Consider the following 24,911-nt stretch of genomic DNA (forward strand, 5'->3'; position numbering starts at 1 on the left):
GCGGGGGTGCTCGTGGGGTCGGTGCACTCGTGCTGCGCGCGCCTCACCGGCGTCGCCGGACCGAGGTCCACGCGAGGAGGGCGTCGGCGAACCGGTGGCGCAGCAGGAGGAGCGGCACGACCACCGGAGCGGTGATCAGCAGCGCGCCCGCGCACAGCAGCGGCACGTCCGTGCCCCAACGGCCCTGGAACGCACCGAGCGCGCCCGCCGCCGTGCGCCGCAGCGGATCGTCGACCAGCACCAGGGCGAGCAGCAGGTGGTTCCACGTCCACACCACCAGCAGCAGTGCCAGCGACCGCAGAGCGTCACCGGCCAGCGGCAGGTGCACGAGCCGGAACACCGCCCACGGGCCGGCCCCGTCCACGCGGGCGCAGTCCGACAGCTCGGCGGACGCCGACGCGAAGCGAGCCCGCATCCACACGACCCCGAACGGCAGGTGCACCGCGATCAGCGGCAGCACCAGCCCGGTGGTCGTGCCGAGCAGCCCCAGCTCGCGGACCTGCTGGTACAGCGGCACGACGATCGCCTCCCGAGGCAGCACCAGGCCGATCGCGAACAGGCCGAGCACCGCGCGTCCGCCGGGAAGCGGGAACCGCGCCAGCCCGTACCCCGCCACGGCGGACAGCACGAGGACCGCGGGCACCGTGGCGAGCACGACGAGCAGACCCGACAGCAGCGCCCGGTCCACCCGCGCCGTGCGCAGGGCCAGGCCGAAGTTCGACCAGTGCGGGTCCGCCGGCCAGGTCAGGCCGGGCGGATAGGTGCCGGGCGGGTGCAGGGCCGTGACGAACAGCTCCACCAGGGGCAGCACCGTCACGGCGACGAGCCCGGCGCGCAGCAGCGCCGTCACCGCGACCACCGCAGCACCGGGCCGATCACGGCCAGCACGAGCACCACGAGCACGACGGCCAGCGCCGACGCCAGGCCGACCTCGCGCTCCGCGAAGGCCAGGTAGAACACCTCCAGCGCGGGAACCGACGTCGCACCGCCGGGACCACCCCCGGTCGTGACGTACACGACGTCGAAGCTCGACAGAGCGGCGAGCGAGGTGATCACCACGCACACGCCGACCTCCCGCCGCACGCCCGGCAGCGTCACCGCGCGGAACTCCTGCCACCGCCGCGCCCCGTCCAGGCGCACGGCCTCGTACAGCGCCGGGTCCAGCCGCCGCACGCCCGCCGACAGCAGCAGCGTGCACACGCCGAGCAGCGCCCACGCCCCGATCACGCCCACGGCGGCGAGCGCGGTGGACGAGTCGCCCAGCCACGTCCGCGCGACCCCGTGGAGCCCGACCGCCTCCAGCGCCCGGTTCACCGCGCCGGTGGACGACAGCAGCACGCTCCACGCCAGTCCCGCCGCGACCGGTGGCACGGCCTGCGGCAGGACCAGGACCAGCGACGGGCCCGGCCGCAGCGCGGTGGCCAGGGCGAGACCCAGCAGGACCGGACCGCCCGCGAACGCCACGACCAGCAGCAGCGCGTGCACGAGGGAGTCGCGCAGGCCGGGGTCGGTCACCACGGCGACGTAGTTGTCCGCACCGACCCACGTCGACGGCCCCACGCCGTCCCACCGGTACAGCGAGCTCTGGGCGGTCAGCGCAAGCGGTCGCAGCACGAACACGCCGTACACGGCGAGCGCGGGGAGGACGAACAGCCATCCGCGCACGCTCAGCCCCCGATCTGGTCGAGGTAGTCGGCCTGCACGCGAGCGAGCAGTCCCTCGGGGGTCTGCTCGCCCTCCACGAGTTGCTGCAACTGCGGCGTCCAGCTCCTGGCGTACACCGAACCGGTCGCGTTGGCGATGAAGTCCATCGCCGTGTCGTGGGCCAGCACCTCGTCGGTGGCGGCGAACGTGGCGGCGGTGACCGAGCCGGGCTCGACCGGTGACGAGGTGGCTGCTCCGCCGAGGGGGCGTGCCCCGCCGACGCGCACGACGAGATCGCGGGCCACCGGGTCCGACACGGCCCAGTCGAGGAACACCGCCGCGCAGTCCGGGTGCTCGGCCCGCGCCGCGATGCCGAACGACGGCGGCCCGGCCATCGCCGCGCGGGGCTCCCCGGCGCGCAGCGGCGGCGTCAGGAAGAACCCGGCGCGGCCGGGCATGCGACGGTCGAGCGTGGCGGACTCCCAGTCCCCGTTGACCATGAACAGCGCCCGGCCGGAGATGAACCGGTCCATCATGCGGGCGTAGTCGGTGGCGTTGAGGTCCGGGTCGAAGTACCCGGCGGCGAGCCAGCGCGCCAGGTGTCGCGCGGCCTCGACGCCCGCGGGGGTGTCGATCCGCGCCCCCGGCCGCTGGAACGTCCAGTCGTCGATCTCCTCGGGCGAGCCGTAGGCGCCCATCAGGCTCTGCAACGGGAACGTCAACCCGCCCGTCGCGCCGCCGTTGAAGCCGGCCAGCGGCGTGACGCCCGCCCGCTGGGCGCGCGCGAGGGCGTCGTCCAGCTCCGCCAGCGTGGTCGGCTCGCGCACACCGATCCGCGCCGCCAGTTCCTCGTCGTAGAAGAAGCCCGTCACGCTGGTGGACAGGCCCGTCGCGTACAGCGGTCCCTCGCCGCGCGGCCCGCCACCCGGCCCGACGCGCAGCGGCCGCGTCTGCGACTCCGGCAGGCGGTCCCACCCGAACCAGCGCGCGTAGCCGTCGAGGTCGCGCAGCAGGCCCGCGCCCGCGACGTCGGACACCTGCGGCAGGCGCATCAGGTCGGGGGGATCGTCGGCCAGCACGCGCGGCGCGTTGCGGGTGAGGACGTCGAACTGCTCCTCCCTGATGTCCCACGTGACGTTCGGGTGCTGCCGGGTGAACTCGTCCGCCAGCGCCCCGGCCAGTGCCGAGCCGGTCTCGAAGCGGGCCCGCAACGTCAGCGGCTCCGTCCCGCAGGAGGGCTCCGACACCACCGCCGGACCGTCCACTGTGGATGTGAGGTCGGAGCCCGGCGCGGCACAGCCGATTCCGAGCAGTGCCAGGGCGACCACGGCCAGCCGGGCGCGGTGGAGGTCGGGGCGCTGCATCGCGGTCTCCTCATCGCCTGCTAAATCGTGTTAGCGTCCTGAATCCGGGGTGTGGTCGTGGTGCGAGCACGGTCGGGAGGCGGTGTGCGGTGGGACGGAGGCGGGTGACGCTGGCCGACGTCGCGGCGGCGAGCGGCGTGTCCAGCACGACCGCGTCGCTCGTCCTGAGTGGACGCGCGCGAGAACTGCGCATCTCCGAAGAGGCCGAGCGCCGGGTGCTGGCGAACGCGCAGGAGCTGGGCTACCGGCGCAACACCCTGTCGGTGGGCCTGCGCACCGGCCGCACGCGGACGATCGGCTTCGTGTCCGACACCGTCGCCTCCTCCGGGCTCGCCGGCAACATGATCAAGGGCGCGGTGGACGCGGCGCACCGGCACGGTTTCATGCTCTTCGTCGGCGAGACGGGTGGTGACCCCGTGGTCGAGCGGACGCTGGTCGAGGCCCTGCACGACCGGCGCGTCGACGGCGTCGTCTTCGCCGCCATGTACACCAGGTCGGTCGCGGTGCCGGAGGGTCTGCGGGACGGGCCGGCCGTGCTGCTCAACGCCGTGCCCGCGACCGGTTCGACCGTTCCCTCCGTGCTGCCCGACGAGGTGCGGGCGGGCCGCTCGGCCGCACGAGAGCTGCTCGACGCCGGGCACCGGTCGGGCATCCACCTGATCGGCGCCGGTCCGGGACCGCAGGACATCCCGCCCAACAGCGTCGCCGCCGTGGAACGGCTCCTCGGCCTGCGCTCGGCGTTCGAGGAGGCGGGCGTCGAGGTGGTCAGCGCGCACCGCTGTCCGAAGTGGATGCCGGAGGACGGCTACGACACCACCCGCGAGATCCTGCGGCGCCACCGCCCCGAGGCACTGGTGTGCTTCAACGACCGCTTGGCCTTCGGGGCCTACCAGGCTCTCGGTGAGGCGGGTCTGTCCGTGCCGGACGACGTCTCGGTGATCGGGTTCGACGACCATCCCATCGCCTCCTGGATGCGACCGCGGCTGACGACCGTCGCCCTGCCGCACCACGAACTGGGCGTGCGGGCGGTCGACGTTCTCCTGGGTCTGTTCGAACGGCGTCGGCGCGCGGGAGGGGCGCCGACCGTCATCCGGGTGCCGATGCCGTTGCGCCGGGGCGGTTCGGTGCGCGTGCAGGCTCCCTGACGACGCGTCAGTTCGGTGGCCGGCTGGGACGCGACCGCGGCTCCGCTGTCAGCTCCATGCGACACCTTCTGTGGACGACCTGGCGGTGCGCAGTGTGCCACCTGCCTGTTCACGCTCACAAGACTTGATCGAAAACAGAAGTGCGCAACTTGCCAAATGTGCTGCTCCTGCGGTGAAAAATTCCTCTTTACCTGGGAAAATGCGCGCACTTCGATCGAAAGTTTCGAGAACGACTCGGTGCTCAGCTAACGTTGGCGTTAACATCTTTAGCTTTGACCCGTTGTCTTTCGGCTGGTTTCATTGCTCACAGTCGGAACTCCGGTCCGGTTCCGGCGCCCTACCGATCGGCCGGCTCCGCCGCACCGCCCGACCGTCAACGACGACGTGGGGAGACCTCGATGCGACCGTGCGCGCGCACGTCGACCACCCGGCGGCACTCCTGGTTCCCGGAGCCCCGGTTCCCGGCACCTCCCGCCCGCACCGCACCGGCTGACGTGCGTGACCCGCGGTTCCGCGAAGGGATGTCGAGCGCGCCCCGGTGACGCTTCCCGCGCCAGGTCCCGGAACCGCGGCCGTCGACACCGCCACCCGCGCGGCCCGTCCTCCGTGACCGTCCACCCGTTCCGACGACGAAGGACGATCATGTTGCTGGCACGACTGCTCACGCCACGACGATCTCGGCTCGCGGTGCTTGCCGCGGTGCCACTGGCCGCGGTGTCGGTGCTGACCGCGGCGTCGGCCCCGGCTTCGGCGGCACCGGGGTGCTCGGTGTCGCACCCGGCCCGGTGCGCCGACCGGGCCGCTCCTCCCACCACGACGACCGCGGCGGAGGCCGACCTGCCGTCGAGCTTCCGGTGGTCGTCCAGCGGTGTGCTGATCAGTCCGAAGCCGGACTCGACGCACGCGAACGTGGCGGTGAAGGACCCGAGCGTGGTCCACCACAACGGCAAGTACCACGTGTTCGCCTCGACCTACACCACCGGCTACAACCTGATGTACACCAGCTTCTCCGACTGGTCGCAGGCGTCGTCGGCGCCGCACCACTACCTGGACCGCTCCGGTGTCGGAGCGGGCTACCGCGCCGCGCCGCAGGTGTTCTACTTCGCCCCCCAGCGCCTGTGGTACCTGGTCTACCAGACCGGTTCGAACGCCTCGTACTCCACCAACAGCGACGTCGGCAACCCGCAGGGGTGGTCGGCTCCGAGGAACTTCTACGCGGGCGGGATGCCGCAGATCATCCGGGACAACATCGGCAACGGGTACTGGGTCGACTTCTGGACGGTGTGCGACACCGTGAAGTGCTACCTGTTCTCCAGCGACGACAACGGCCACCTCTACCGGTCGGAGACCGGCCTGGCGCAGTTTCCCAACGGGTTCACCAACACGGTGATCGCGATGCAGGACTCCAACCGCAACCGGCTGTTCGAGGCCGCGAACGTCTACAAGATCGCGGGCAAGAACCAGTGGCTGCTGGTGCACGAGGCCATCGGCTCCGACGGCCGCCGCTGGTTCCGCTCCTGGACGGCCCCCGCGATCACCGGCCCCTGGGCGGCGCTGGCCGACACCGAGGCCAACCCCTTCGCGCGCGCCAACAACGTCACCTTCCCCGGCGGCGCCTGGACCAGGGACATCAGCCACGGCGAGATGGTGCGCACCACCGTCGACCAGAGCATGGAGATCAGTCCCTGCAAGCTCAGCTACCTCTACCAGGGCATGGACCCCAACGCCGGTGGCGACTACAACCGCCTGCCCTGGCGGCTGGGTCTGCTGACCCAGACCAACTCCACCTGCTGATCGTCCGTCGGCCTCGACGGGCCGTCGTGCGCGCCGTCCACCTCCGCCGCCCCGAACCGCAGAAGGAGTCGAGTGATGTCGGGACAGAGATTTTCCAGAGCCGTCGCCGCGGCCGTGGCGCTCCTGGTGCTCGCGGCGGGCGTCACGGTGCTGAGCGGTGCTCTCGGTGCGGCGGCGTCGCCCTCGGCGCTCGTCCCCCAGGGGCTCGGCGCCGAGGGGACGAGCGCGGGGTGCGGCAAGTCCCCGACGCTGCGCAGCGGCACGCACACGATCCAGAGCGGCGGCAGGAGCCGCACCTTCGTCCTGCGCGTTCCGGACGGCTACACCAGCACCAGGGCGCACCGGCTGATCTTCGCCTTCCACTGGTGGCACGGCACGGCGAACGAGGTCGCCTCCGGTGGGACGAGCGGCACGCCGTGGGCCTACTACGGGCAGCAGGAGCAGTCCGGTGACAGCGCGATCCTCGTCGCCCCGCAGGGCATCGACAACGCCTGGCCCAACACCGGCGGCCAGGACGTCGCGTTCGTCGACGCCATGATCACGCGGATCGAGGCCGACCTCTGCGTCGACACCGCGCTGCGCTTCGCGACCGGCTTCAGCTACGGCGGTGGCATGAGCTACGCGCTGGCGTGCGGCAGGGCGAACGTCTTCCGGGCGGTCGCGGTGTTCTCCGGCGCGCAGCTGAGCGGGTGCGACGGCGGCACGCAGCCCGTCGCCTACCTCGGGATCCACGGCATCAGCGACTCGGTGCTCTCGATCGCCCAGGGCCGGTCCCTGCGCGACAGGTTCGTGCGCAACAACGGCTGCACGCCCACCACTCCCCGCGAACCCGCCGCGGGCAGCCTGACGCACGTCACCACCGCGTACACCGGGTGCCGGGCCGGGTACCCGGTGGTGTGGGCGGCCTTCGACGGCGGGCACCTGCCGGGCGCCGTGGACGGGTGCAACTGCGAGAGCGGCGTCAGGACGTGGACCAAGGGCGAGGTGTGGCGGTTCTTCTCCCAGTTCCAGGGCGGTCCGCCGACCACCACGGACCCGCCCGGTGACGCCTCGTGCCGGGTGTCCGACACGGTCAGCGCCTGGAACGGCGGTCTGACGTCGGAGATCACCATCACCAACACCGGTCCGGCACCGATCAGCGGCTGGTCGCTGGTGTTCACGCTGCCGGGCGGCCAGACCATCACCTCGGGCTGGAACGCGGCGTACTCCCCGTCGTCCGGTCAGGTGACGGCGAAGAACGCGCCCCACAACGGCGACATCGCCCCGAACGCGTCGGTGAGCACCGGTTTCCAGGCGACGCACACCGGAAACGCGGACGAACCCGCGTCGTTCGCGCTCAACGGCGCCGCGTGCACCACCGCCCGGACCGTGTCTCAGCACTCTGACAGGAGATCTCATGAAGCGGAGCAAGCTGGCCGCGGCCGCGCTCTCGGCCGGGCTCGTGGCCGGAGCCACTGCGCTGGCCGTGGTCGGCGGCGCGACCGCCGGTGCCGTGGAGTCGGCGTTCTACGTCGACCCGTCGAGCTCCAGCGCGAGGTGGGTCGCCGCCAACCCCGCCGACTCCAGGACGCCGGTCATCCGCGACCGGATCGCCTCGGTTCCGCAGGCGCGGTGGTTCACCACCACCAACACCTCGTCGGTGCGATCGGAGATCAGCTCCTTCGTCGGCGCGGCGGCGTCGGCGGGGAAGATCCCGATCCTGGTGGTCTACAACATCCCCAACCGCGACTGCGGCGGGGCCAGCGGCGGCGGTGCGCCCTCGCACCAGGCGTACCGGGCGTGGGTCGACGAGGTCGCGGCGGGGCTGGCCGGTCGTCCGGCGACGATCGTGCTGGAGCCCGACGTGCTGCCGATCATGAGCAACTGCCAGAACGCGGAGCAGCAGAGCCAGACCAGGGCCTCCATGTCCTACGCGGGCAGGAAGCTGAAGTCCGGTTCCTCGCAGGCCAGGGTCTACTACGACATCGGCAACTCGGCGTGGCTGACCCCGTCGGAGGCGGCCAGCAGGCTGCGCGCCGCGGACGTCTCCGGCAGCGCGGACGGCATCGCCAGCAACGTGTCGAACTACCGCGCCACCTCCGCCGAGGTGGCCTATACCAGAGCCGTGCTCGACGCCGTCGGCGACGGCAGGCTCAAGGCGGTGATCGACACCAGCCGCAACGGCAACGGCCCGCTGGGCAGCGAGTGGTGCGATCCGGCAGGGCGCGCGATCGGCACGCCCAGCACCACGAACACGGGAGACGCCAGGATCGACGCCTTCCTGTGGGTCAAGCTGCCGGGCGAGGCCGACGGCTGCATCGCCCAGGCCGGCCAGTTCGTGCCGCAGCGCGCGTACGAACTGGCGATGGCGGCCGGCCCGACGACGACCAGCACGACCAACGGGCCGGGCAGCGGCTGCACGGTGACCCACCGCGTGGTCAACCGGTGGTCGGGCGGGTACAGCGGTGAGATCGTGATCGCCAACCGGGGGCCGTCGATCGACGGGTGGACCCTCGCGTTCTCGGCGCCGGGGGTGTCCGTCCTGCAGGGCTGGAACGGCACGTGGACCGACACCGGTGACGCGGTCCGCGTCGGCAACGAGTCCTGGAACGGCACGCTCGCGACCGGTGGCCAGGCGACCGTCGGGTACAACGCGAGCTACGACGGGACCGCACCGCCGTTCTCCTCGCCGTCGCTGAACGGAACCGCGTGCTCCTGACACCGTGATCGGTCGCGCCGAGGTCCCCGTCCGGAACCCACCTCCTCCGGACGGGGACGGGCGCGACCGCCCGATCCACGCCGCCGGTACCCGCGTCGGCGTCCCACCCCGCGCGAAAGAGGCAACGATGCCCGCTCGACTCCGCAGAGTGCTCCACCCGGTGATCGTCCTGCTCGTGGTGATCGCGACCATCACCGCGGGCCGCGCCGCGCAGGCCGCCCCCGGCAGTCCCGCTCTCACCCCGCCGCTGGGCTGGAACAGCTGGAACAGCTTCGGGTGCGGGATCACCGAAGCCCAGGTCCGCCAAGCCGCCGATGCGATGGTGTCCTCCGGGATGAGGGACGCCGGCTACCAGTACGTGGTGGTCGACGACTGCTGGTTCGACCCGCAGCGCGACGCCTCGGGCAACCTGCGCTCCCACCCGACGAAGTTCCCCAGCGGCATGAAGGCGCTGGGCGACCACATCCACTCCAGGGGTCTGAAGTTCGGCATCTACCAGGTGCCGGGCGAACGCACCTGCGCCCAGACCACGGGAGCGCACCCCGGCGCCACGGGCAGCAGGGGCCACGAGGTCCAGGACGCCCGCACGTTCGCCTCCTGGGGGGTCGACTACCTCAAGTACGACTGGTGCTCCTCGGAGGGCAGCCGCGACGAGCAGGTGGCCCGCTTCTCGCTGATGCGCGACGCCCTGCGCGCCACCGGACGGCCGATCGTCTACAGCATCAACCCCAACAGCTTCCACGCCATCACCGGCGACAGGTACGACTGGGGCCAGGTCGCCGACCTGTGGCGGACCACGGAGGACCTGCTCGATATCTGGCAGAACGGCAACGTCAACAGCTACCCGATGGGCGTCGGGAACGTCCTGGACGTCACCGCGCCGCTGGCCGCGCAGAACGGCCCCGGCAACTGGAACGACCCGGACATGCTGGTCGTGGGCCGTCCGGGACTGTCGCTGACGGAGTCCCGCTCGCACTTCGCGCTGTGGGCGCTGATGGCCGCGCCGCTCATGGCGGGCAACGACATCCGCACCATGTCGGCCGACGTCAGCGCGGTCCTGCGCAACCCGCGCCTGCTCGCGGTCAACCAGGACCCGCTCGGCGCGGGCGGGCGGCGGGTGCGCGACGACGGCGACGCTGAGGTCCTCGCCAAGCCCCTGGCCGACGGCTCGGTCGCGATCGGTCTGCTCAACCGGGGCAGCGGCACCGCCACCATCACCACCACGGCGGCCCAGATCGGCCTGTCCGGCTCGTCGTTCACGCTCACCGACCTGTGGACCGGCGGCACGTCCGCCAGCTCGGGCGCGATCTCCGCGAGCGTCCCCGCGCACGGCGTCGCGGCGTTCCGGGTGACGGGCGGCAGCCCGGTCGCCGCCACCACCTCCGGTCTGCGCGGCACCGGATCGGGGCGCTGCCTGGACGTGGACAACGCCTCCACGGCCGCCGGTGCGGCGGTCCTGATCTGGGACTGCCACACCGCGGCCAACCAGCAGTGGACGACCTGGGCGAGCGGTGAGGTGCGGGTCTTCGGCGACAAGTGCCTCGACGCCGCGGACCGGGGCACCACCAACGGCACGCGGGTCATCACCTGGCCGTGCAACGGCCAGGACAACCAGAGGTGGACGCTCGCCTCCGACGGCTCGATCCGCAACGTCCGCGCGGGGCTGTGCCTGGACGTCGAGCAGGCCGCGACCGCCAACGGCACCGGGCTGGTGCTGTGGACCTGCAACGGCCAGGCCAACCAGCGGTGGTCGCGATCGTGAGGGGGTGATCCCGCTCCGCCGACACCGCGCTCGGTGACGGCGGAGCGGGATCGCGACCGAGCCCTCCGGCGACGGCGGGGTGAACGTCGACCGGATCGAGGACGACACCGGTCGCCGATCCCGTGGACGCGTGGTCGGCGGCGGACGGCGCGCGCAGCGCAGCTCGCAGCTCGCAGTGGACCGTCACCGGCTCCGCCGACCAGCGCTTCCGGCTCCAGCGCGTTCGACACCCGTCCGGGCCCCGGCGTCCGCGCGACGGCCGGGGCCCGGAGGAGGTGGGTCAGAAGTTCTTGCTGGCCACCGTCCACGGGTGCCTGGCCGCGAGCCCCGAGGGGCTGAGGACGTAGGCCCGCGCGGTCGGGTTGCCGTTGAGCACCATGTCGAGGAAGTGCACGACCGCGGTCATGCCCTCGGTCATCTGGTCACCGGTGATGAACCCGACGTGCCCGGCCCGCGGTTGCTCGGCCAGCACGGCGGGGACGGTGACCAGGTCGTAGTTGGCCCTGGTGTTGTCGTGGGCGATGTCGGACGGCCCGCCGTCCAGGAACAGGACGGGCGTGTGGAGCTTGCGGAGTTCCGACCGGGAGTAGCCGAAGGAGCCGTTGGCGAAGAGACCGCTGTCCAAGGAGACCACGGCGGAGACGCGGGCGTCCTGACCGGCGACGAGGGCTTCCAGGCCACCGCAGGAGTGACCGGCGGTCGCGACCCTCGTCAGATCGAGCCGCTGCGACAGCGGTGAGCCGGAACGGCCCTGCTCGCGCCCCGCCCAGGTGATCGCGTCGGTGAGCAGGGACGGAATCGGTGAACCGCTGGGCACACCGTTGGGCGAACCGTCGACCGATCCGGTGTCGACCACCACGAAGCCCTTCGAGGCGAGGAACGTCAGCGCTCTGGTGACCTCGCGGTTGTCGGTGTGCGCGCACGCGCCGTTGCCGAACGCCAGGACGGGCAGCGGACGCCCGACGGCCCGCGGGTCCGAGGGGCGGAACACCGTGTAGCGGTTGTCGCCGTGCGCGCCCTCCCGGACGACCGGGAAGTCGTTCTCCGCGAGGGGGCGGTCCGCTGCTGTCGTCGTGGCAGCGGTCGGGTCGCCGCACGCCGCGCCGGCGAGCAGCGGGGCCGGGGGGAAGGTCTGGCGGGCGCTGGAGGTGGCGATGCCGCCGGGCCACTGCGGGGTGACCGCGTGGTCGACGCGGCAGCCGGTGGCGGCGGACGCGGGCTGCGAGCCGACGTGCGCCGCGGTCGTCGCCGTCAGCGCCACCGCGGCGACGAGCGCGGCCGTTCGCCGCGCGGGGGAGTCCGTTCTGGGCACGATGATCACTTCTCCTCGCGATCGGCCGGTCGTGCGGCAACGCGGACGGCCCGGTGCCCCCGCGCGGGGAGCGCGGGGGCACCGGGATCTGTCAGCAGGGGGAGTTGGTCTGGGTCAGCAGGCCCATGCGGTAGGGCAGCTGGCTGTAGTCACCGCCCGCGTTCGGGGCCAGTCCCTGGTAGAGGAACTGGAGCCGGCAGGGGTTGATGGGCAGCGTCTGGTCGTTGCCCGCGCGGATCAGCTCACCGTGACTGATGTCCTTCGTCCACTGACCGGCGGGGAAGGTGGTGTTGCTGGTGCGGGCGAACGGGTTGGACTCGCTGGCCGCGTGCGGGGTCCAGGGACCCTCCACCCGGTTGGAGGTGAAGGACTTGTAGTAGCGGCCGGTGGAACCGATGGCCTCCTGGAGCAGCAGGTACTGTCCGCTGTCCCCGACCTTGTAGACCGCGGTGCCCTCGAACAGGTTGTTGCGGTTGGAGTCCTGCAGGGCGATGACGGTGTTGCCGAACCCGTTGGGGAAGTTCGCCGTGCTGGTCTGCGCGCGGTAGACGTGCCCGTTGTCGTCGCTGGAGAACAGGTGGCAGTTCACGGCGTCGCAGATCACCCAGAAGTCCAGCCAGTGGCCGTTGCCCTTGTTCTGGCGGACGATGTCCGGCTCGGCGGACATGAAGTTGCGCGGAGCCGACCACGAGCGGGGGTTGCCGGGGTCGCTGCTGGTCGAGTAGCTCGGCAGGCCGGTCTGGTACACGAGGTACCACAGGTTCTGCGGTGCGAAGTAGAACAGGTGCGGCGCGGCGCGGTAGCCCTGTCCCACGCCCGACGCGGTGTCGAGGAAGGTGTGGGTCGCGCTGGCCGCTTGCGGCCAGTCGGGGAAGGCGAAGTGCACCAGGTTCCACCCGCCGGAGCGACTGGCGGTGGTGGCGTAGACCTGCCACTGGTCGTTGTGCCTGACCACGGTGTAGTCCTTGATGGACACGATGTCGTGCCCGGCGTCCGACTTCGGCCCGGCCAGCACACCGCTGGAGCTCCACCGCAACGACGCCGGCAGACCCGTGCCGGGCTGGTTGCCGGAGCCGACGCGGACGAGCTGCCACTGCTGGTTGGTGCCGCCCCAGTCGCTGTACTGGACGACGTTCGCGCCGTCGGTGGTGGCCCCGCCCTGGACCTCGACGGCCTTGTTGCTGTTGCGGTTGACCAGGCGCACGTGGCCGCCGTCGGAGTCGGCCAGGCGGAACTGCTGGTTGGTGCCGTTGCCGTCGGCCCACTGCACGACGGCTCCGCCGTCGGCGGTGGAGGAGTTGTGGACGTCGAGCACTTTGCCGGAGTGGCGCGACTTGAGGCGGTAGTAGCCGCCTCCGGAGTCGACGAACTGCCACTGCTGCTGGTTGCCGTCGTTGCGGGCCCACTGGGTGATGCGGGCGCCGTCGCCCGTGGCGAGGTTGTAGACGTCGAGCGCCTTGCCGCTGTTGCGGTTCACCAGCACGTACCACGCGGTCGTGTCGACGGTCGCGGCCGACGCGGGTGCCGCACCGAGCGCCGTCACCAGGCCGCCGAGCAGCACGGTGACGACGGCGGCGGCGACCCCGGTCAGGCCGCGACGCCTGCTGATCCGCGAGAGGGCGGTGGGTGGGTGCTGGCCTGGTCCGGCCATGAGCGTGCTCCTCTTCGTCGAGGTGGGGGCGGCGTGTCGAGCGCGGACGACTCCCGCGCGGTGGGAGCGGTGCCCGATCGATCGGCGTCGAACGCCGCCGGCATCGTGACGGCAGGGCCCGCCCGGTGCCGATCGGTGCTCGGCCGACGTGTGTCGGGGTGACAGGTGGGGTTCGCCATCTCCTCTGCGCGAATGGTGCGGTGAGGTCGCGACATCGTCGTTCGGGACGGTTGCCGCCTTCATCGAACTGTGAACCATGGCGCACGGCCGGTCAAGGAGCGACGAAAACACGCGGCACGGAGACGTCGCCGCGCGAACGGCTAAAAATAATGTGGACATCTTTAGCCCACCGAGGTCGTTGACCGTTCGTCGCAGCTCTGGTTACCGTTTCGCGCGGGACCGCTCGACCCGAGGTCGGCGAGGTGCGTCCGGGTTTCGTGCCCGGTCCGCGAACCCCGAGCGTTCACGCGTGCGCCTCCGGGCCGTGTTGACGCGGAATTGGGCGGACTGCGCCACCGGAGTCGGCGACAATGTCGCACCCGTGTGGGAGCACGGCCCCACCCCCGTGCTGACGCGGTGGTTCTGCGCCGTTGTGGTGAATGTGATCCGGGCGTTGTCGCCGGTTCTGCTCGCAGCGGCGTCGTGGTCGTGCGAAATCGCGGTGCTCCGTCCTTGACGACCGGTGTGATGCGGCTTACCGTCGTGGACGTTAACGATCGGAGTTGAGAACGAAAGTTTCGGTCGGTCAGTCGGTCGGTGTGGTGCCGCGCCGCTCACCCCGCACACGTTGGAGAAGCGTCGTGGCCCTCCGCTCGCCCCTGCTGCTCGTCGCCGTCTCCGTCCTGATCGCCGCCTGCACGCCGGGAACGGGCGGAGGCGGGGGAGGGGACGGTTCGTCCTTCGAGTTCTGGTCGTTCGCGGCCATCGACCAGAGGGCGTCGGTGGACGCGTACCGGGAGAAGCACCCGGACGTGCGGATCGAGCTGACCGAGGTGGGAACCTCGGTGGAGACCGCCCAGGCGCTGACGACGGCGCTGGCCGGCGGGGAGGTGCCGGACCTGGTGCTGATCCAGGGCGACGACCTGCCGAAGTTCGTGCAGCAGCCGCAGAACTTCGTCGACCTGCGGACGCTGGGCGCCGACGACGTCACGGACGACTACCTGGACTGGGTGATCACGCAGAGCGTCGCGGGGGACGGCGAGGTGCTGGGCATCCCCACGGACGTGGGCGGCATGGCCGTGGCCTACCGGACCGACCTGTTCGCCGACGCCGGACTGCCCACCGACCGGGAGTCCGTGAGCGCGCTGTGGCCGACCTGGGAGGCGTTCGTCGAGACCGGGAAGCGCTACCGGCGGGCCACCGGCAAGGCGTTCACGGACAACGCGGCCACGAGTGTGTTCTACCAGGCGGTCAACCAGGTCTCGCAGAAGTACTACGACGACGACCGCAAGCCGGTCTACGACAGCAACCCGCAGGTGAGGGCGGCGTTCGACCTCGGCATCGAGGCGGCCACCGCCGGCATCACCGCGAGGCAGGCGTCCTTCGAGAGCGCGTGGAGCGCCGGTATGGCACAGGGCGAGTACGCGGCCGTGTCCGCGCCGTCGTGGATGCTCGACCGCATCCGCAGCGTCGCTCCGGACACGGCGGGCAAGTGGGACGTCGCCCGCATCCCCGGCGGCTCGGGCAACTGGGGTGGCAGCTACCTGGCCATCCCCAAGCGCGCGCAGAACCCGCAGGCCGCCTGGGACTACATCAGGGAGATGCAGTCCCCGCAGGGGCAGCTGGACCACTTCGGCCGATCCGGCGCGCTGCCGTCCACCCCGTCGGTCTACCAGGACGAGAGGCTCGCCGCCGCAACGGATCCGTTCTTCTCCGACGCGCCGACCGGCAAGATCTACACCGACTCGCTGCTGGAGCTGAAGCCGTTCTACATCGGTCCCGACAGCGCGACCATCGGTCAGGAGTTCCTCAACTCCATCACCAACGTCGAGCAGAGCGGCGGCAACCCCGACACGGCCTGGGACGACGCCGTGCGCAACATCAAGACCGCCATCGGCGGCTGAGCGACCGTGACCGTCACGTCGATCCCGGTGCGCCCGGTCGTGCCGCCGCCGGTCTCCCGGAGGACCCGGCGACTGGGCGAGCGCCTGTCGCCGTACGCCTACATCGCGCCGTTCTTCGTCGTCTTCGCGGTGTTCGGGCTGTTCCCGTTCGCCTTCACCTTCTACGTCGCGCTGTTCGACTGGAACCCCATCGGCGACCGCGTGTTCATCGGCACGGACAACTTCACCCGCATGTTCGCCGATCCCCGCTTCTGGAACGCCGCACGCAACACCGTGAGCATCTGGGCCCTGTCCACCGCGCCGCAGCTGCTGCTGGCCCTGCTGCTGGCGCACGTGCTCGACCACGCCCGGCTGCGGTTCGCCCTGTTCTTCCGGATGTCGGTGCTGGTGCCGTACGTGACCTCGGTGGCGGCCACCGCGATCGTGTTCGCGCAGCTGTTCGACCGCGACTACGGGCTGCTCAACTGGCTGCTGGGCCTGGTGGGCGTGGAACCCGTCGACTTCGTGCAGTCCACCTGGGGCAGTCACGTCCTCATCGCCACGATGGTGACCTGGCGCTGGTTCGGCTACACCACCCTGCTCTACCTCGCCTCGCTGCAGGCCGTTCCGCGCGCGGTGCACGAAGCCGCGGTCATCGACGGCGCGAGCGCCTGGCAGCAATTCCTGCACATCACCGTCCCCTCGCTGCGGCCGGTGATCATCTTCACCGTGGTCACCTCCACCATCGGCGGCCTCCAGATCTTCACCGAACCCCTGCTCATCGCCTCCGGTGCGCCGCTGACCTGCGGAGCGGTGCGGCAGTGCCAGACGCTGACGCTGTTCCTCTACGAACAGGGCTTCGGTCAGTTCGAGTTCGGCTACGCCTCGGCGGTCGGCGTCGCGCTGTTCGTCGTGGTCGTGCTGATCGCCGCGATCAACTACCTGCTGTCCACCCGGATCAAGGCGGACCGATGACGAGCACCCCGCCGCGCCGTCGGCACCCCGGCCGGGTCCGCTGGTGGACCTACCTGCTGCTGTCCGCGACCACCGTCGTGAGCCTGTTCCCGCTGTACTGGATGTTCGTCGTGGCCACCACCGACACCGCGGCCGCCACGCGGATGCCGCCCGAGGTCGTGCCCGGCGACAACTTCTTCCACCTGGTGGGTCTGGTCCTGGACACGGTGCCGTTCGTCCAGGCGCTGCGCAACAGCGTGTTCGTGGCGACCGCCATCGGCGCCGGTCAAGCGGTGCTGTGCGCGCTGGCCGGGTTCGCCTTCGCCAAGCTGCGCTTCCCCGGCCGCAACACCCTGTTCCTCGTCGTCGTGCTCACCATGACCGTGCCCACCCAGCTCTCGGTCGTCCCGCAGTACATGATCATGTCCGAACTGGGCTGGGTGGACACCCTCCAAGCCCTGGTCGTGCCCGGTCTGGCCAGTGCCTTCGGCATCTTCTGGATGCGCCAGCACATCTCCCTCACCATCAGCGACGAACTGGTGCAGGCCGCCCGCATCGACGGCGCGAACACGCGGCAGGTGTTCTGGCGCATCGTCTTCCCCGTCGTGCGCCCGGCCGCGTTCGTGCTCGGCCTGTTCGGCTTCGTCACCGCCTGGAACGACTTCCTCTGGCCGTTCATCGTGCTCAAGTCACCCGAGCGCTACACCGCTCAGATCGCCATCAAGGCACTCCAGAACAGCTACGACATCGATCTCGGCCTGGCCATGTCGGGCTCCTTCCTGGCCACCGTCCCGCTGGTCGTGCTGTTCGTCCTGGTCGGGCGGCGCATGGTCGCGGGCGTCCTGGACGGCGCCTTCAAGGGCTGAGGCCCGCTCGGACACCCGTTCCCGCCTTCTCCCACGACACCCCGGAGCGAAGAGACCAGTGCACGCGGAAACCCCCGGAACCCGGTTGCCGGAACCGACGACGACCGGCTGGTACTACGACAACCCCGTCATCCCCGGATTCCACCCGGACCCCAGCGTGTGCCGGGTCGGTGAGGACTACTACCTGGTGTGCTCCAGCTTCGAGTACTTCCCCGGCGTGCCGATCTTCCACAGCCGCGACCTGGTGCACTGGCGGCAGATCGGCAACGTCCTGGACCGACCCTCGCAGCTCCCGCTGCCGCCCGACGCGTCGGCCTCCGACGGCGTCTACGCCCCCACGATCCGGCACCACGACGGCCGGTTCTGGCTGATCACCACGAACGTGTCGAGCGGCGGCAACTTCATCGTCACCGCCGACGAGCCCGCGGGTCCCTGGTCCGACCCGGTGTGGATCGACCTGCCCGGCATCGACCCGGACCTGGCGTGGGACGAGGACGGCAACTGCTGGTGCGCCTTCCAGGGCGTGGGGGTGGCCCGCATCGACCCCGAGACGGGGAAGGTGCTGGAGGGACCGCTTCCGGCGTGGTCCGGAACCGGGCTCCAGTGGCCGGAGGCGCCTCACCTCCACCGCGTCGGCGAGTGGTGGTACCTGGTGATCGCCGAGGGCGGCACCGAACGCGGCCACACCGTGGCGGTGGCGCGCGCCCGCTCCCCGCGCGGCCCCTGGGAGGCCGCTCCGGTCAACCCGGTCCTGACCCACCGCGGCACCGACCACCCGGTCCAGAGCACCGGCCACGCCGACCTCGTCAGCACCCCGGACGGCGAGTGGTGGATGGTCCTGCTCGCCACCCGTCCCCGCGGGTACAGCCCCGGCTTCCACGTCCTGGGCCGTGAAACCTTCCTCACGCCGGTGCGCTGGGAGGACGGCTGGCCGCGCGTCGGCCCCGTGAACCTCCGGGAACGGGCACCGGGCCGGCCGCGGCCGCTGGAGGAGGCCCCGCGGCGCGACGACTTCGACGCGACCGAGCTCGATCCCCGGTGGATCTCGCCCCGGTCGCGCCCGGACGACTCGTGGTCGCTGACGCGACGACCGGGATGGCTGACCCTGCACGCCACCGGTTCCTCGCTCGACCACCCCGGCTGCACCTTCGTCGGCTGGCGTCAGCAGTACCCCGAGAGCCGGACGGTCGTGCGCCTGGACCCGGAGTCCGGTCGCGCGGGCCTGTCGGTGCGGCTGGACGAGGCCCACCACTACGACGTCGAGGTCGCCGACGGACGGGCCAGCGTCATCGCCCGCATCGGGCCCCTGCGCCAGAGCACGGCCACGCGCCCCGTGCCGCCGGGCCCGGTGACCCTCGCGATCACCACCCGGCCGGCCCGGGAGCGCCCACCGGCCGACGGAGAACCCTCCGGCCTGCACGTCGGGGCGCCGGACTTCCTCGCCTTCCACGTCGGCGACGACCCGGAACCGCTGGCGGAACTCGACGGCAGGTACCTGTCCACTGAGGTCGCCACCGGTTTCACCGGCCGGGTCGTCGGCGTGTACGTCACCGCGGGCACCGCGTCGTTCGACTGGTTCGAGCACGGTCCGCTCGACGCTCAGGAGCACTCCTGACCACGTACCGGCGCTGACCGGGCCGCCGCACGGCGACCCGGTCAGCACCTGCACCACCAGTTCCACCCCGTCCCCGTCCCCGCCCGCGTTCTCGCGGGTGCTCCTCAGGAAGCGCTGAACATGAAACTGACAGCGAAGTCGGTCTCACGAGTCGCACTCGTGTCGACACTGGTGGCCGTCGCCGCGGGTGCCGCGGTCCTCGTGGCCACACCCGCCAGCGGCGCCGCCTCCACGCTCGCCGCGGCGGCGCAGCAGAACGGTCGCTACTTCGGTACGGCGGTCGCCGCGAACAGACTCTCGGACTCCACCTACGTGAACATCTTGAACCGCGAGTTCGACATGGTCACGGCCGAGAACGAGATGAAGATGGACGCGACCGAGCCGGGCCAGAACCAGTTCTCCTACGGCAACGCCGACCGGATCGTCAACCACGCCCGCAACCAGGGCAAGCGGGTGCGCGGGCACGCGCTGGCCTGGCACGCGCAGCAACCGCCGTGGATGGAGCGCATGAGCGGCAGCGCGCTGCGCCAGGCGATGCTCAACCACATCACGCAGGTCGCCACCTACTACCGCGGCAAGATCTACGCGTGGGACGTGGTGAACGAGGCGTTCGCCGACGGCAGCGGCGGAGGCCGCCGCGACTCCAACCTCCAGCGCACCGGCAACGACTGGATCGAGGCGGCCTTCCGCGCCGCCAGGGCCGCCGACCCCGGCGCGAAGCTCTGCTACAACGACTACAACACCGACAACTGGTCGCACGCCAAGACCCAGGGCGTCTACCGCATGGTGCAGGACTTCAAGTCCCGCGGCGTGCCGATCGACTGCGTCGGCTTCCAGGCGCACTTCAACAGCGGCAACCCCGTGCCGTCGAACTACCACACCACGTTGCAGAACTTCGCGGACCTGGGCGTGGACGTGCAGATCACCGAGCTGGACATCGAGGGTTCCGGGTCGAGCCAGGCCCAGCAGTACCAGGGCGTGACGCAGGCCTGCCTCGCGGTGGCGCGCTGCACCGGCATCACCGTGTGGGGCATCAGGGACACCGACTCCTGGCGCGCGTCGGGCACCCCGCTGCTGTTCGACGGCTCCGGCAACAAGAAGGCCGCCTACACCTCCGTCCTCGACGTCCTGAACAGCGGCTCCGGCACGACCCCGCCGACCACCACGCCGACCACCACGCCGCCGAACCCCGGTGACTGCACCGCGACGTACTCCGAGGGCGACAAGTGGAACGACCGCTTCAACGGTCAGATCACCGTCTCGGGCACCGACGCCTGGATCGTCACGGTCACCGTCACCTCGCCCCAGAAGGTCATCGCGACCTGGAACACCAGCGCGACCTGGGACTCCAGCGGCAACGTGATGACCGCTCGCCCCAACGGCAGCGGCAGCGCGTTCGGGTTCACCGTGCAGCACAACGGCAACTGGAACTGGCCCAGCGTCTCCTGCCGGGTCGGCTGAACCGCGGTGGGAGGGCCGGTGACCCCGGCCCTCCCGCTCCGCCGCTGCTCGGCGCCGAGCAGCGGCGGGTCCCGAGACCCTTGTGCGCTGATGTGACCCGTGGCACAGTCGTCTGGCACGCAGTGTCATAACGATGACATTCAGTGTTACCGGAGGTTCACGTGAACCAGCAGCGGACCGTGCCGGACGACGGCGACGTCCTGCACGCCACGGCGAGTCGCAAAGCCGCGCTCCACCTCCTGCCGATCCTGTGCCTCGTCTACTTCATGGCCTTCGTGGACCGCACGAACGTCGGTCTGGCCAAGAGCTCGCTGGAAGCCGACGTGGGCATCGGCGCCGCCGCCTACGGGGTCGGCGCGGGCATCTTCTTCCTGAGCTACGCGCTCCTGGAGGTCCCGAGCAACCTGATCATGCACCGGGTCGGTCCGCGACGGTGGATCACCCGCATCGCGGTGACCTGGGGCGCGCTCTGCGCCTGCACGACCTTCGTGCAGGGCGAACTGTCGTTCTACGTCGTCCGGTTCCTCCTCGGCGCGGCCGAAGCCGGCCTGTACCCGGCGCTCATGTACGTCGTCACCGTCTGGTTCTCGCAGAAGCAGCGGGTGACGGTGGTCGGGATCGTCTACCTCGCCGTGTGCGCCGGTCTCACGCTCGGCGGTCCCCTCGGCGGCGCGCTCATGGAGCTGCGCGGAGCGGGCGGCCTGCACGGCTGGCAGTGGATGTTCCTCGTCGAGGGCGCGATCACGATCGCCGTCGCCTTCCTCGTGTGGCGCCGGGTGCCCGACCGGCCGGAGGACGCGCCGTGGCTGACCGCGCGGGAGGCCGAGGTGCTGAACGACCGCGCGGTCGTGCGCACGGCTCCGGCGCACAGCACCCTGAGGGGGAACTTCCGGGTCGCGTTCGGCAGACCCGTCGTTCTCGCGCTGTCGGCGGTCTACTTCGCGAACCAGATCACCAGCGTGGCCGTCCAGTACAACTTCCCGTCGATCGTCGAGGGCCTCGACGTCGAGGGGCCGTTCCTCGTCGGGGTCGTGAGCGGCAGCGTGGGGATCGGTGCGTTCGTCGGCGTGCTGGTCGTGCCGTGGATCCAGCGCCGCGTGCAGAACGAGATCCGGGTCCTGTCGCTGGTCACCGTCGCCTCGGCGGTGGTGGCGTTCGCCTACGCGTTCGCCGACGGGCCGGTCCTGCGCGTGCTGCTGATCGACGTCGCCATGATGCTGCTCATCGGCGTCCTCCCGCTGTACTGGTCGGTCGCGATGGCGAGGATGTCCGGGCTCATGGCCGCGGCCGGTCTCGCGTTCATCAACACGGTCGGGCTGCTGGGCGGGTTCGTCGGGCCCTACCTGTACGGGTTCGTCGAGAGCCGGGGGAGCGGGTCGGCGGCGTTCGTCGTGCTCGTCGGCGGCTCGGTCGCCGGTGTGCTGCTCGTGCCGCTGCTGCGGTGGGCGGTGCGCTCCGAGGACCGGCGCTCCGGTGGTGCGCCGGACGTGGGAGCTCCGGCCGGTGCGCAGGGGAGACGGTGATCGTGCGGAACCGCGTCGCCGCAGTCCTGCTCGGAGTCGTGCTGGTGGCCACCGCGGTGGTCGCGACCTCGTCCGCGAACGCGCACGGGAGCCCGCGCCGGGGCTCCAGACCGGCAAGCCGGACGACGACTCCGGGAACTTCGGCACCCTCGACCAGATCGAGGCGCTCCGCTTCGTCGACCGCAACGCGCGGGCCTTCGGCGGCGACCCGGCGAACGTGACCGTGACGGGCCGGTCCGCCGGGGCGGTCGACGTGCGGGCGCCGGTGGTCTCACCTCTGACCGAGGGCCTGGTGGCCGAGGTGATCCCCCTCGGCGGGGGCCTGCTGTTCGCGACGCGGACGGCGGTCCGCACCTACGCCGAGGGGGTGTTCGCGTTCTCGTTCGGCCGGGCACCGCGGACCGTTCGTGGCGGACGCCACCCCACCTGCCCGCCGTCCTAGACTCGCCACCGGACGTCGGGGAGGTGAGGATCTGTGGCGGTCGAACGCGCGCTGGAGACGAAGTACCGCATCGCGGAGACGGCGATGGCGCTGTTCCTGGAGCAGGGCTACGAGAGCGTCACCGTCGAGGCTGTCGCCGACGCGGCGCGGACGTCCCGGCGCACGGTCTTCCGCTACTTCGACGGCAAGGACGAGCTGGCGTTCCCCGACCACTCCGCGCGCCTGGAACTGCTGGCGCGCACCCTGGTGGAACCCACCGGTGGACGCTCGCCGGTCGACGTCGTCATCGCGGCCACCGAGGCGGTGATGCTCGACTTCCTCGGTCGGCCGGAACTGGTGCTGCGGCGCTACCGGCTGACCCGTCTCGTGCCGGAGCTCCGCAAGCGCGAGGTGCTGGAGAACGAGCGCTACGTCGCGTTGACCAGGGCCTACCTGCGCGACCACCTGCCACAGGACGGTCCGTCGTTCCTGCCGGTGGCGCTCTCGGCGCTGATCGACGCGATGCACCGCTCGGCGCTCGGCAACTTCGCCCGCAGCGGCGGGACCTCGGACGCGCGCGCCGAGCTCCAGGAGGGCGTGGAGTGGGTTCGCCGGGTGCTGGCCGCCGATCCGAGCACCGGCGGCCCTCTGCTGCTGGCCGTCCTGCCGGACACCGCGGCCGTGCGGCAGTCGCTGGCGGCGCTGCGCGACCAGGCCAGGGACCTGATCTGACGGTGCGGTGGTCCCCGCGTCGTCCGGGAGCCGTTGCCCCGCACGGGTGACGAGCGTGCGGGGCAACGGCCGGAGACGGTCACCCGTCGAGGAAGCGCAGCAGCTCCGCGGTGACGAACTCCGGGTTCTCCTCAACCAGCCAGTGCCCGGCGTTCGGCACGTCCACGGCTCGCACGACGTCGGTCATGCGCGGGGCCGCGATGGTCCGGATCGCGTCGAGCTGCCCCTCGGCGGTCATGAGCAGGGCCGGGACGCGCACCGGTGCGGCCGCCACGGTGTCGCGGACGTCCTCGTCGAGAGCGCGGTAGAGCTCGAAGCCGCCCGAGAGCGCGTCCGGCCTGCTGTAGGTCCGCGCGTACTCGTCGATCTCGGCGTCGGTGAACGGGGAGCGGTCCGACGTGCCGCCGAACGCCGTGCCGCCGAAGGAGACCTGCGGGTAGAACAGCGCCAGGTACTCGCGGACGTCGTCGCCGACCACCGCCTCGGGAACCCGCGGCTGGGAGTGGAAGGCGATGTGCCAGCTCAGCGAGCGGTAGGTGGGCGCGTCGATCCCCGGTCCCGGAAGCGGCAGGTCGAGGTAGCCCAGGCGTGCGGTGTCGGCGGGGAACTGGGCGGCGTACTGGAAGGCGACCGCGGCGCCGAGGTCGTGCCCGACGACGCGGGCGTCGCGCACTCCGAGCCGCTCGGCGACCAGGGAGTGCACGTACCGCGCCAGGGTGGCCTTGTCGTAGCCGGTCGGGGAACCGGTGCTGTCGCCCAGTCCGGGCAGGTCGACGGCGTAGACGGTGTGGTGCTCGGCGAGGGCGGGCATGATCGACCACCAGCCGAACCAGGTCTGGGGCCAGCCGTGCAGCAGCACGACCGGCGAACCGCTGCCACCGGTCACGTAGTGCATGCGCACGCCGTCGACGTCGGCGAACTCGTGCCAGAAGGTGCTCTGGAACTGCGGGTCCTGCCCGGTCGCGGCGGTGTGGGGAGCGGGGGCGTCGGTCACGGGTGCGGAGCAGGCCGCGGTGCTGATCGCGAGCAGCAGGGCGAGCGCGGTGGCGACCGCCCGGCGTGCGGAAACGGGGAAGCGGTACGGCTTCCGAGGTGTGGTGATCACGTGTTCTGGTCCTCCGATCGGGATGCGTCCACCTTCGCCGCGCTCACCTCGATCTGGCACGAGAACTTGCGGTAGTGGCAAGCTCGCTCGTGTGGAAGGACCAACTGAGGACGTGCTCGACGCGGTGGGACCGCGACTGCGGGCACTGCGTCGTGGCCGGGGCATCACCCTCGCCGAGCTCTCGATGACGATCGGGGTGTCGGAGAGCACCCTGTCGCGGCTGGAGAGCGGGCAGCGCCGGGCGACCCTGGAGCTGCTGCTGGCGCTCGCCCGCGTCTACGACGTTCCGCTGGACGACCTCGTCGGCGCTCCGCGCACCGGTGACCCGCGCATCCACCTGAAGCCGGTCCACCGGTTCGGGATGATCTTCGTGCCGCTGTTCCGGCGGCCCGGTGGGACGCAGGCGTTCAAGATGATCATCCCCGCCCGGTCGGCGCCGCTCGAGCCGACTCCGCAGACGCACGACGGCTCCGAGTGGCTGTACGTGCTCAGCGGCCGTCTGCGGCTGGTGCTCGGGGAGCAGGACCTCACGCTGCCGGCCGGCGAGGCCGCCGAGTTCGACACGTCCTCGCCGCACTGGCTGGGCAGCGCCGACGGTGGCGCGGTGGAACTGCTGGTCCTCTACGGCCCTCAGGGGGTGCGTGCGCACGTGCGCTCCGATCTCGGCCGGTCGTCCCGGACCGGGACCTGGGGCTGAGGGCGAGAGGCGGCGCGCGGACCGCGTCGCGGGGCCCCGCCGGCCCGGGCCCCCGCCGCCCCGGCCGCCCCGCCCCCCGAACAGCGAGACCCCGGGGGGGGGGGGCCCCCGCCCGACGGTGGGGC

20 protein-coding genes and 1 pseudogene are annotated in these 24,911 nt (G+C 71.5%); 14 read left to right on the forward strand and 7 right to left on the reverse strand.

The window, feature by feature from the left end:
* Nucleotides 1-43 precede the first annotated feature (43 nt).
* Genes IMZ35_RS25035 through IMZ35_RS25045 form a run of 3 tightly spaced genes read right to left on the reverse strand, consistent with a single transcriptional unit; the run spans nucleotide 44 to nucleotide 3,008 of the window.
* Complete coding sequence (locus IMZ35_RS25035; RefSeq protein ID WP_199443637.1) at nucleotides 44-850, reverse strand: carbohydrate ABC transporter permease; 807 nt, start codon at nucleotides 848-850, stop codon at nucleotides 44-46.
* Nucleotides 847-1,665 (reverse strand): carbohydrate ABC transporter permease, encoded by an 819-nt coding sequence (locus IMZ35_RS31045; RefSeq protein WP_199443638.1) that lies wholly within the window; start codon nucleotides 1,663-1,665, stop codon nucleotides 847-849. Before IMZ35_RS31045 ends, IMZ35_RS25035 begins: the two co-directional genes overlap by 4 nt.
* A 2-nt stretch (nucleotides 1,666-1,667) precedes the next feature.
* Nucleotides 1,668-3,008 (reverse strand): ABC transporter substrate-binding protein, encoded by a 1,341-nt coding sequence (locus tag IMZ35_RS25045; RefSeq protein ID WP_199443639.1) that lies wholly within the window; start codon nucleotides 3,006-3,008, stop codon nucleotides 1,668-1,670.
* A gap of 104 nt (nucleotides 3,009-3,112) precedes the next feature.
* On the opposite strand from IMZ35_RS25045, the gene IMZ35_RS25050 reads away from it, so the two are divergent.
* Nucleotides 3,113-4,153 carry a LacI family DNA-binding transcriptional regulator gene (locus IMZ35_RS25050; protein WP_199443640.1) on the forward strand — a complete coding sequence of 347 codons (1,041 nt, stop codon included), beginning with the start codon at nucleotides 3,113-3,115 and terminating at the stop codon, nucleotides 4,151-4,153.
* 642 nt (nucleotides 4,154-4,795) lie between these two features.
* Nucleotides 4,796-5,947 carry a glycoside hydrolase family 62 protein gene (locus tag IMZ35_RS25055; protein ID WP_199443641.1) on the forward strand — a complete coding sequence of 384 codons (1,152 nt, stop codon included), beginning with the start codon at nucleotides 4,796-4,798 and terminating at the stop codon, nucleotides 5,945-5,947.
* A gap of 716 nt (nucleotides 5,948-6,663) precedes the next feature.
* Here IMZ35_RS25055 and IMZ35_RS31935 read toward each other — a convergent pair.
* On the reverse strand, nucleotides 6,664-7,128 hold the full coding sequence (locus tag IMZ35_RS31935; protein ID WP_307868742.1) for a hypothetical protein: 465 nt from the start codon (nucleotides 7,126-7,128) through the stop codon (nucleotides 6,664-6,666).
* Between IMZ35_RS31935 and IMZ35_RS31940 the strand changes: the two are divergent.
* The 3 genes and pseudogenes from IMZ35_RS31940 to IMZ35_RS25070 all read left to right on the forward strand — a co-directional run.
* Nucleotides 7,058-7,240 (forward strand): annotated as a pseudogene (locus tag IMZ35_RS31940) (cellulose binding domain-containing protein); the annotation flags it as partial. The gene IMZ35_RS31935 and the pseudogene IMZ35_RS31940 sit on opposite strands and share 71 nt — an antisense overlap.
* A gap of 103 nt (nucleotides 7,241-7,343) precedes the next feature.
* On the forward strand, nucleotides 7,344-8,645 hold the full coding sequence (locus IMZ35_RS25065) for a glycoside hydrolase family 6 protein (RefSeq protein ID WP_199443642.1): 1,302 nt from the start codon (nucleotides 7,344-7,346) through the stop codon (nucleotides 8,643-8,645).
* Between the two features lie 127 nt (nucleotides 8,646-8,772).
* A complete protein-coding gene (locus IMZ35_RS25070; protein ID WP_199443643.1) occupies nucleotides 8,773-10,407 on the forward strand; it encodes a glycoside hydrolase family 27 protein in 1,635 nt (544 codons plus the stop codon).
* A 280-nt stretch (nucleotides 10,408-10,687) separates the two neighbouring features.
* On the opposite strand, the gene IMZ35_RS25075 is transcribed toward IMZ35_RS25070, so the two are convergent.
* Nucleotides 10,688-11,719, reverse strand: a complete 1,032-nt coding sequence (locus tag IMZ35_RS25075; protein ID WP_199443644.1) for a poly(ethylene terephthalate) hydrolase family protein — start codon at nucleotides 11,717-11,719, stop codon at nucleotides 10,688-10,690.
* Between the two features lie 91 nt (nucleotides 11,720-11,810).
* Nucleotides 11,811-13,370, reverse strand: a complete 1,560-nt coding sequence (locus IMZ35_RS25080; protein ID WP_199443645.1) for a non-reducing end alpha-L-arabinofuranosidase family hydrolase — start codon at nucleotides 13,368-13,370, stop codon at nucleotides 11,811-11,813.
* Nucleotides 13,371-14,170: 800 nt separating this feature from the next.
* On the opposite strand from IMZ35_RS25080, the gene IMZ35_RS25085 reads away from it, so the two are divergent.
* The 8 genes from IMZ35_RS25085 (at nucleotide 14,171) to IMZ35_RS25120 (ending at nucleotide 22,984) form a co-directional block, all read left to right on the forward strand.
* A complete protein-coding gene (locus IMZ35_RS25085; protein ID WP_199443646.1) occupies nucleotides 14,171-15,433 on the forward strand; it encodes an ABC transporter substrate-binding protein in 1,263 nt (420 codons plus the stop codon).
* A gap of 6 nt (nucleotides 15,434-15,439) precedes the next feature.
* Nucleotides 15,440-16,387 carry a carbohydrate ABC transporter permease gene (locus IMZ35_RS25090; RefSeq protein ID WP_199443647.1) on the forward strand — a complete coding sequence of 316 codons (948 nt, stop codon included), beginning with the start codon at nucleotides 15,440-15,442 and terminating at the stop codon, nucleotides 16,385-16,387.
* Complete coding sequence (locus IMZ35_RS25095; RefSeq protein ID WP_199443648.1) at nucleotides 16,384-17,232, forward strand: carbohydrate ABC transporter permease; 849 nt, start codon at nucleotides 16,384-16,386, stop codon at nucleotides 17,230-17,232. The genes IMZ35_RS25090 and IMZ35_RS25095 overlap by 4 nt, the downstream gene beginning before the upstream one ends.
* A gap of 85 nt (nucleotides 17,233-17,317) precedes the next feature.
* A complete protein-coding gene (locus IMZ35_RS25100) occupies nucleotides 17,318-18,847 on the forward strand; it encodes a glycoside hydrolase family 43 protein (protein WP_199443649.1) in 1,530 nt (509 codons plus the stop codon).
* Between the two features lie 120 nt (nucleotides 18,848-18,967).
* Nucleotides 18,968-20,308: a glycoside hydrolase family 10 protein gene (locus tag IMZ35_RS25105; RefSeq protein WP_199443650.1), complete on the forward strand. Its 1,341-nt coding sequence runs from the start codon at nucleotides 18,968-18,970 to the stop codon at nucleotides 20,306-20,308.
* Nucleotides 20,309-20,469: 161 nt separating this feature from the next.
* On the forward strand, nucleotides 20,470-21,831 hold the full coding sequence (locus IMZ35_RS25110) for an MFS transporter (protein ID WP_199443651.1): 1,362 nt from the start codon (nucleotides 20,470-20,472) through the stop codon (nucleotides 21,829-21,831).
* Nucleotides 21,812-22,273: a carboxylesterase family protein gene (locus IMZ35_RS31945; protein ID WP_307868746.1), complete on the forward strand. Its 462-nt coding sequence runs from the start codon at nucleotides 21,812-21,814 to the stop codon at nucleotides 22,271-22,273. Before IMZ35_RS25110 ends, IMZ35_RS31945 begins: the two co-directional genes overlap by 20 nt.
* 33 nt (nucleotides 22,274-22,306) lie before the next feature.
* Nucleotides 22,307-22,984 (forward strand): TetR/AcrR family transcriptional regulator, encoded by a 678-nt coding sequence (locus IMZ35_RS25120; RefSeq protein WP_199443653.1) that lies wholly within the window; start codon nucleotides 22,307-22,309, stop codon nucleotides 22,982-22,984.
* A gap of 79 nt (nucleotides 22,985-23,063) precedes the next feature.
* Here the strand turns inward: IMZ35_RS25120 and IMZ35_RS25125 are convergent, their stop codons facing one another.
* Entirely contained in the window at nucleotides 23,064-24,089 is a 1,026-nt protein-coding gene (locus tag IMZ35_RS25125) for an alpha/beta fold hydrolase (protein ID WP_199443654.1), read from the reverse strand.
* 91 nt (nucleotides 24,090-24,180) lie between these two features.
* Here IMZ35_RS25125 and IMZ35_RS25130 point away from each other — a divergent pair, with 91 nt between their 5' ends.
* Nucleotides 24,181-24,786 carry a helix-turn-helix domain-containing protein gene (locus IMZ35_RS25130; protein ID WP_199443655.1) on the forward strand — a complete coding sequence of 202 codons (606 nt, stop codon included), beginning with the start codon at nucleotides 24,181-24,183 and terminating at the stop codon, nucleotides 24,784-24,786.
* Nucleotides 24,787-24,911 lie beyond the last annotated feature (125 nt).

This window comes from Umezawaea beigongshangensis (assembly GCF_016464305.1).
GTDB lineage: Bacteria > Actinomycetota > Actinomycetes > Mycobacteriales > Pseudonocardiaceae > Umezawaea_A > Umezawaea_A beigongshangensis.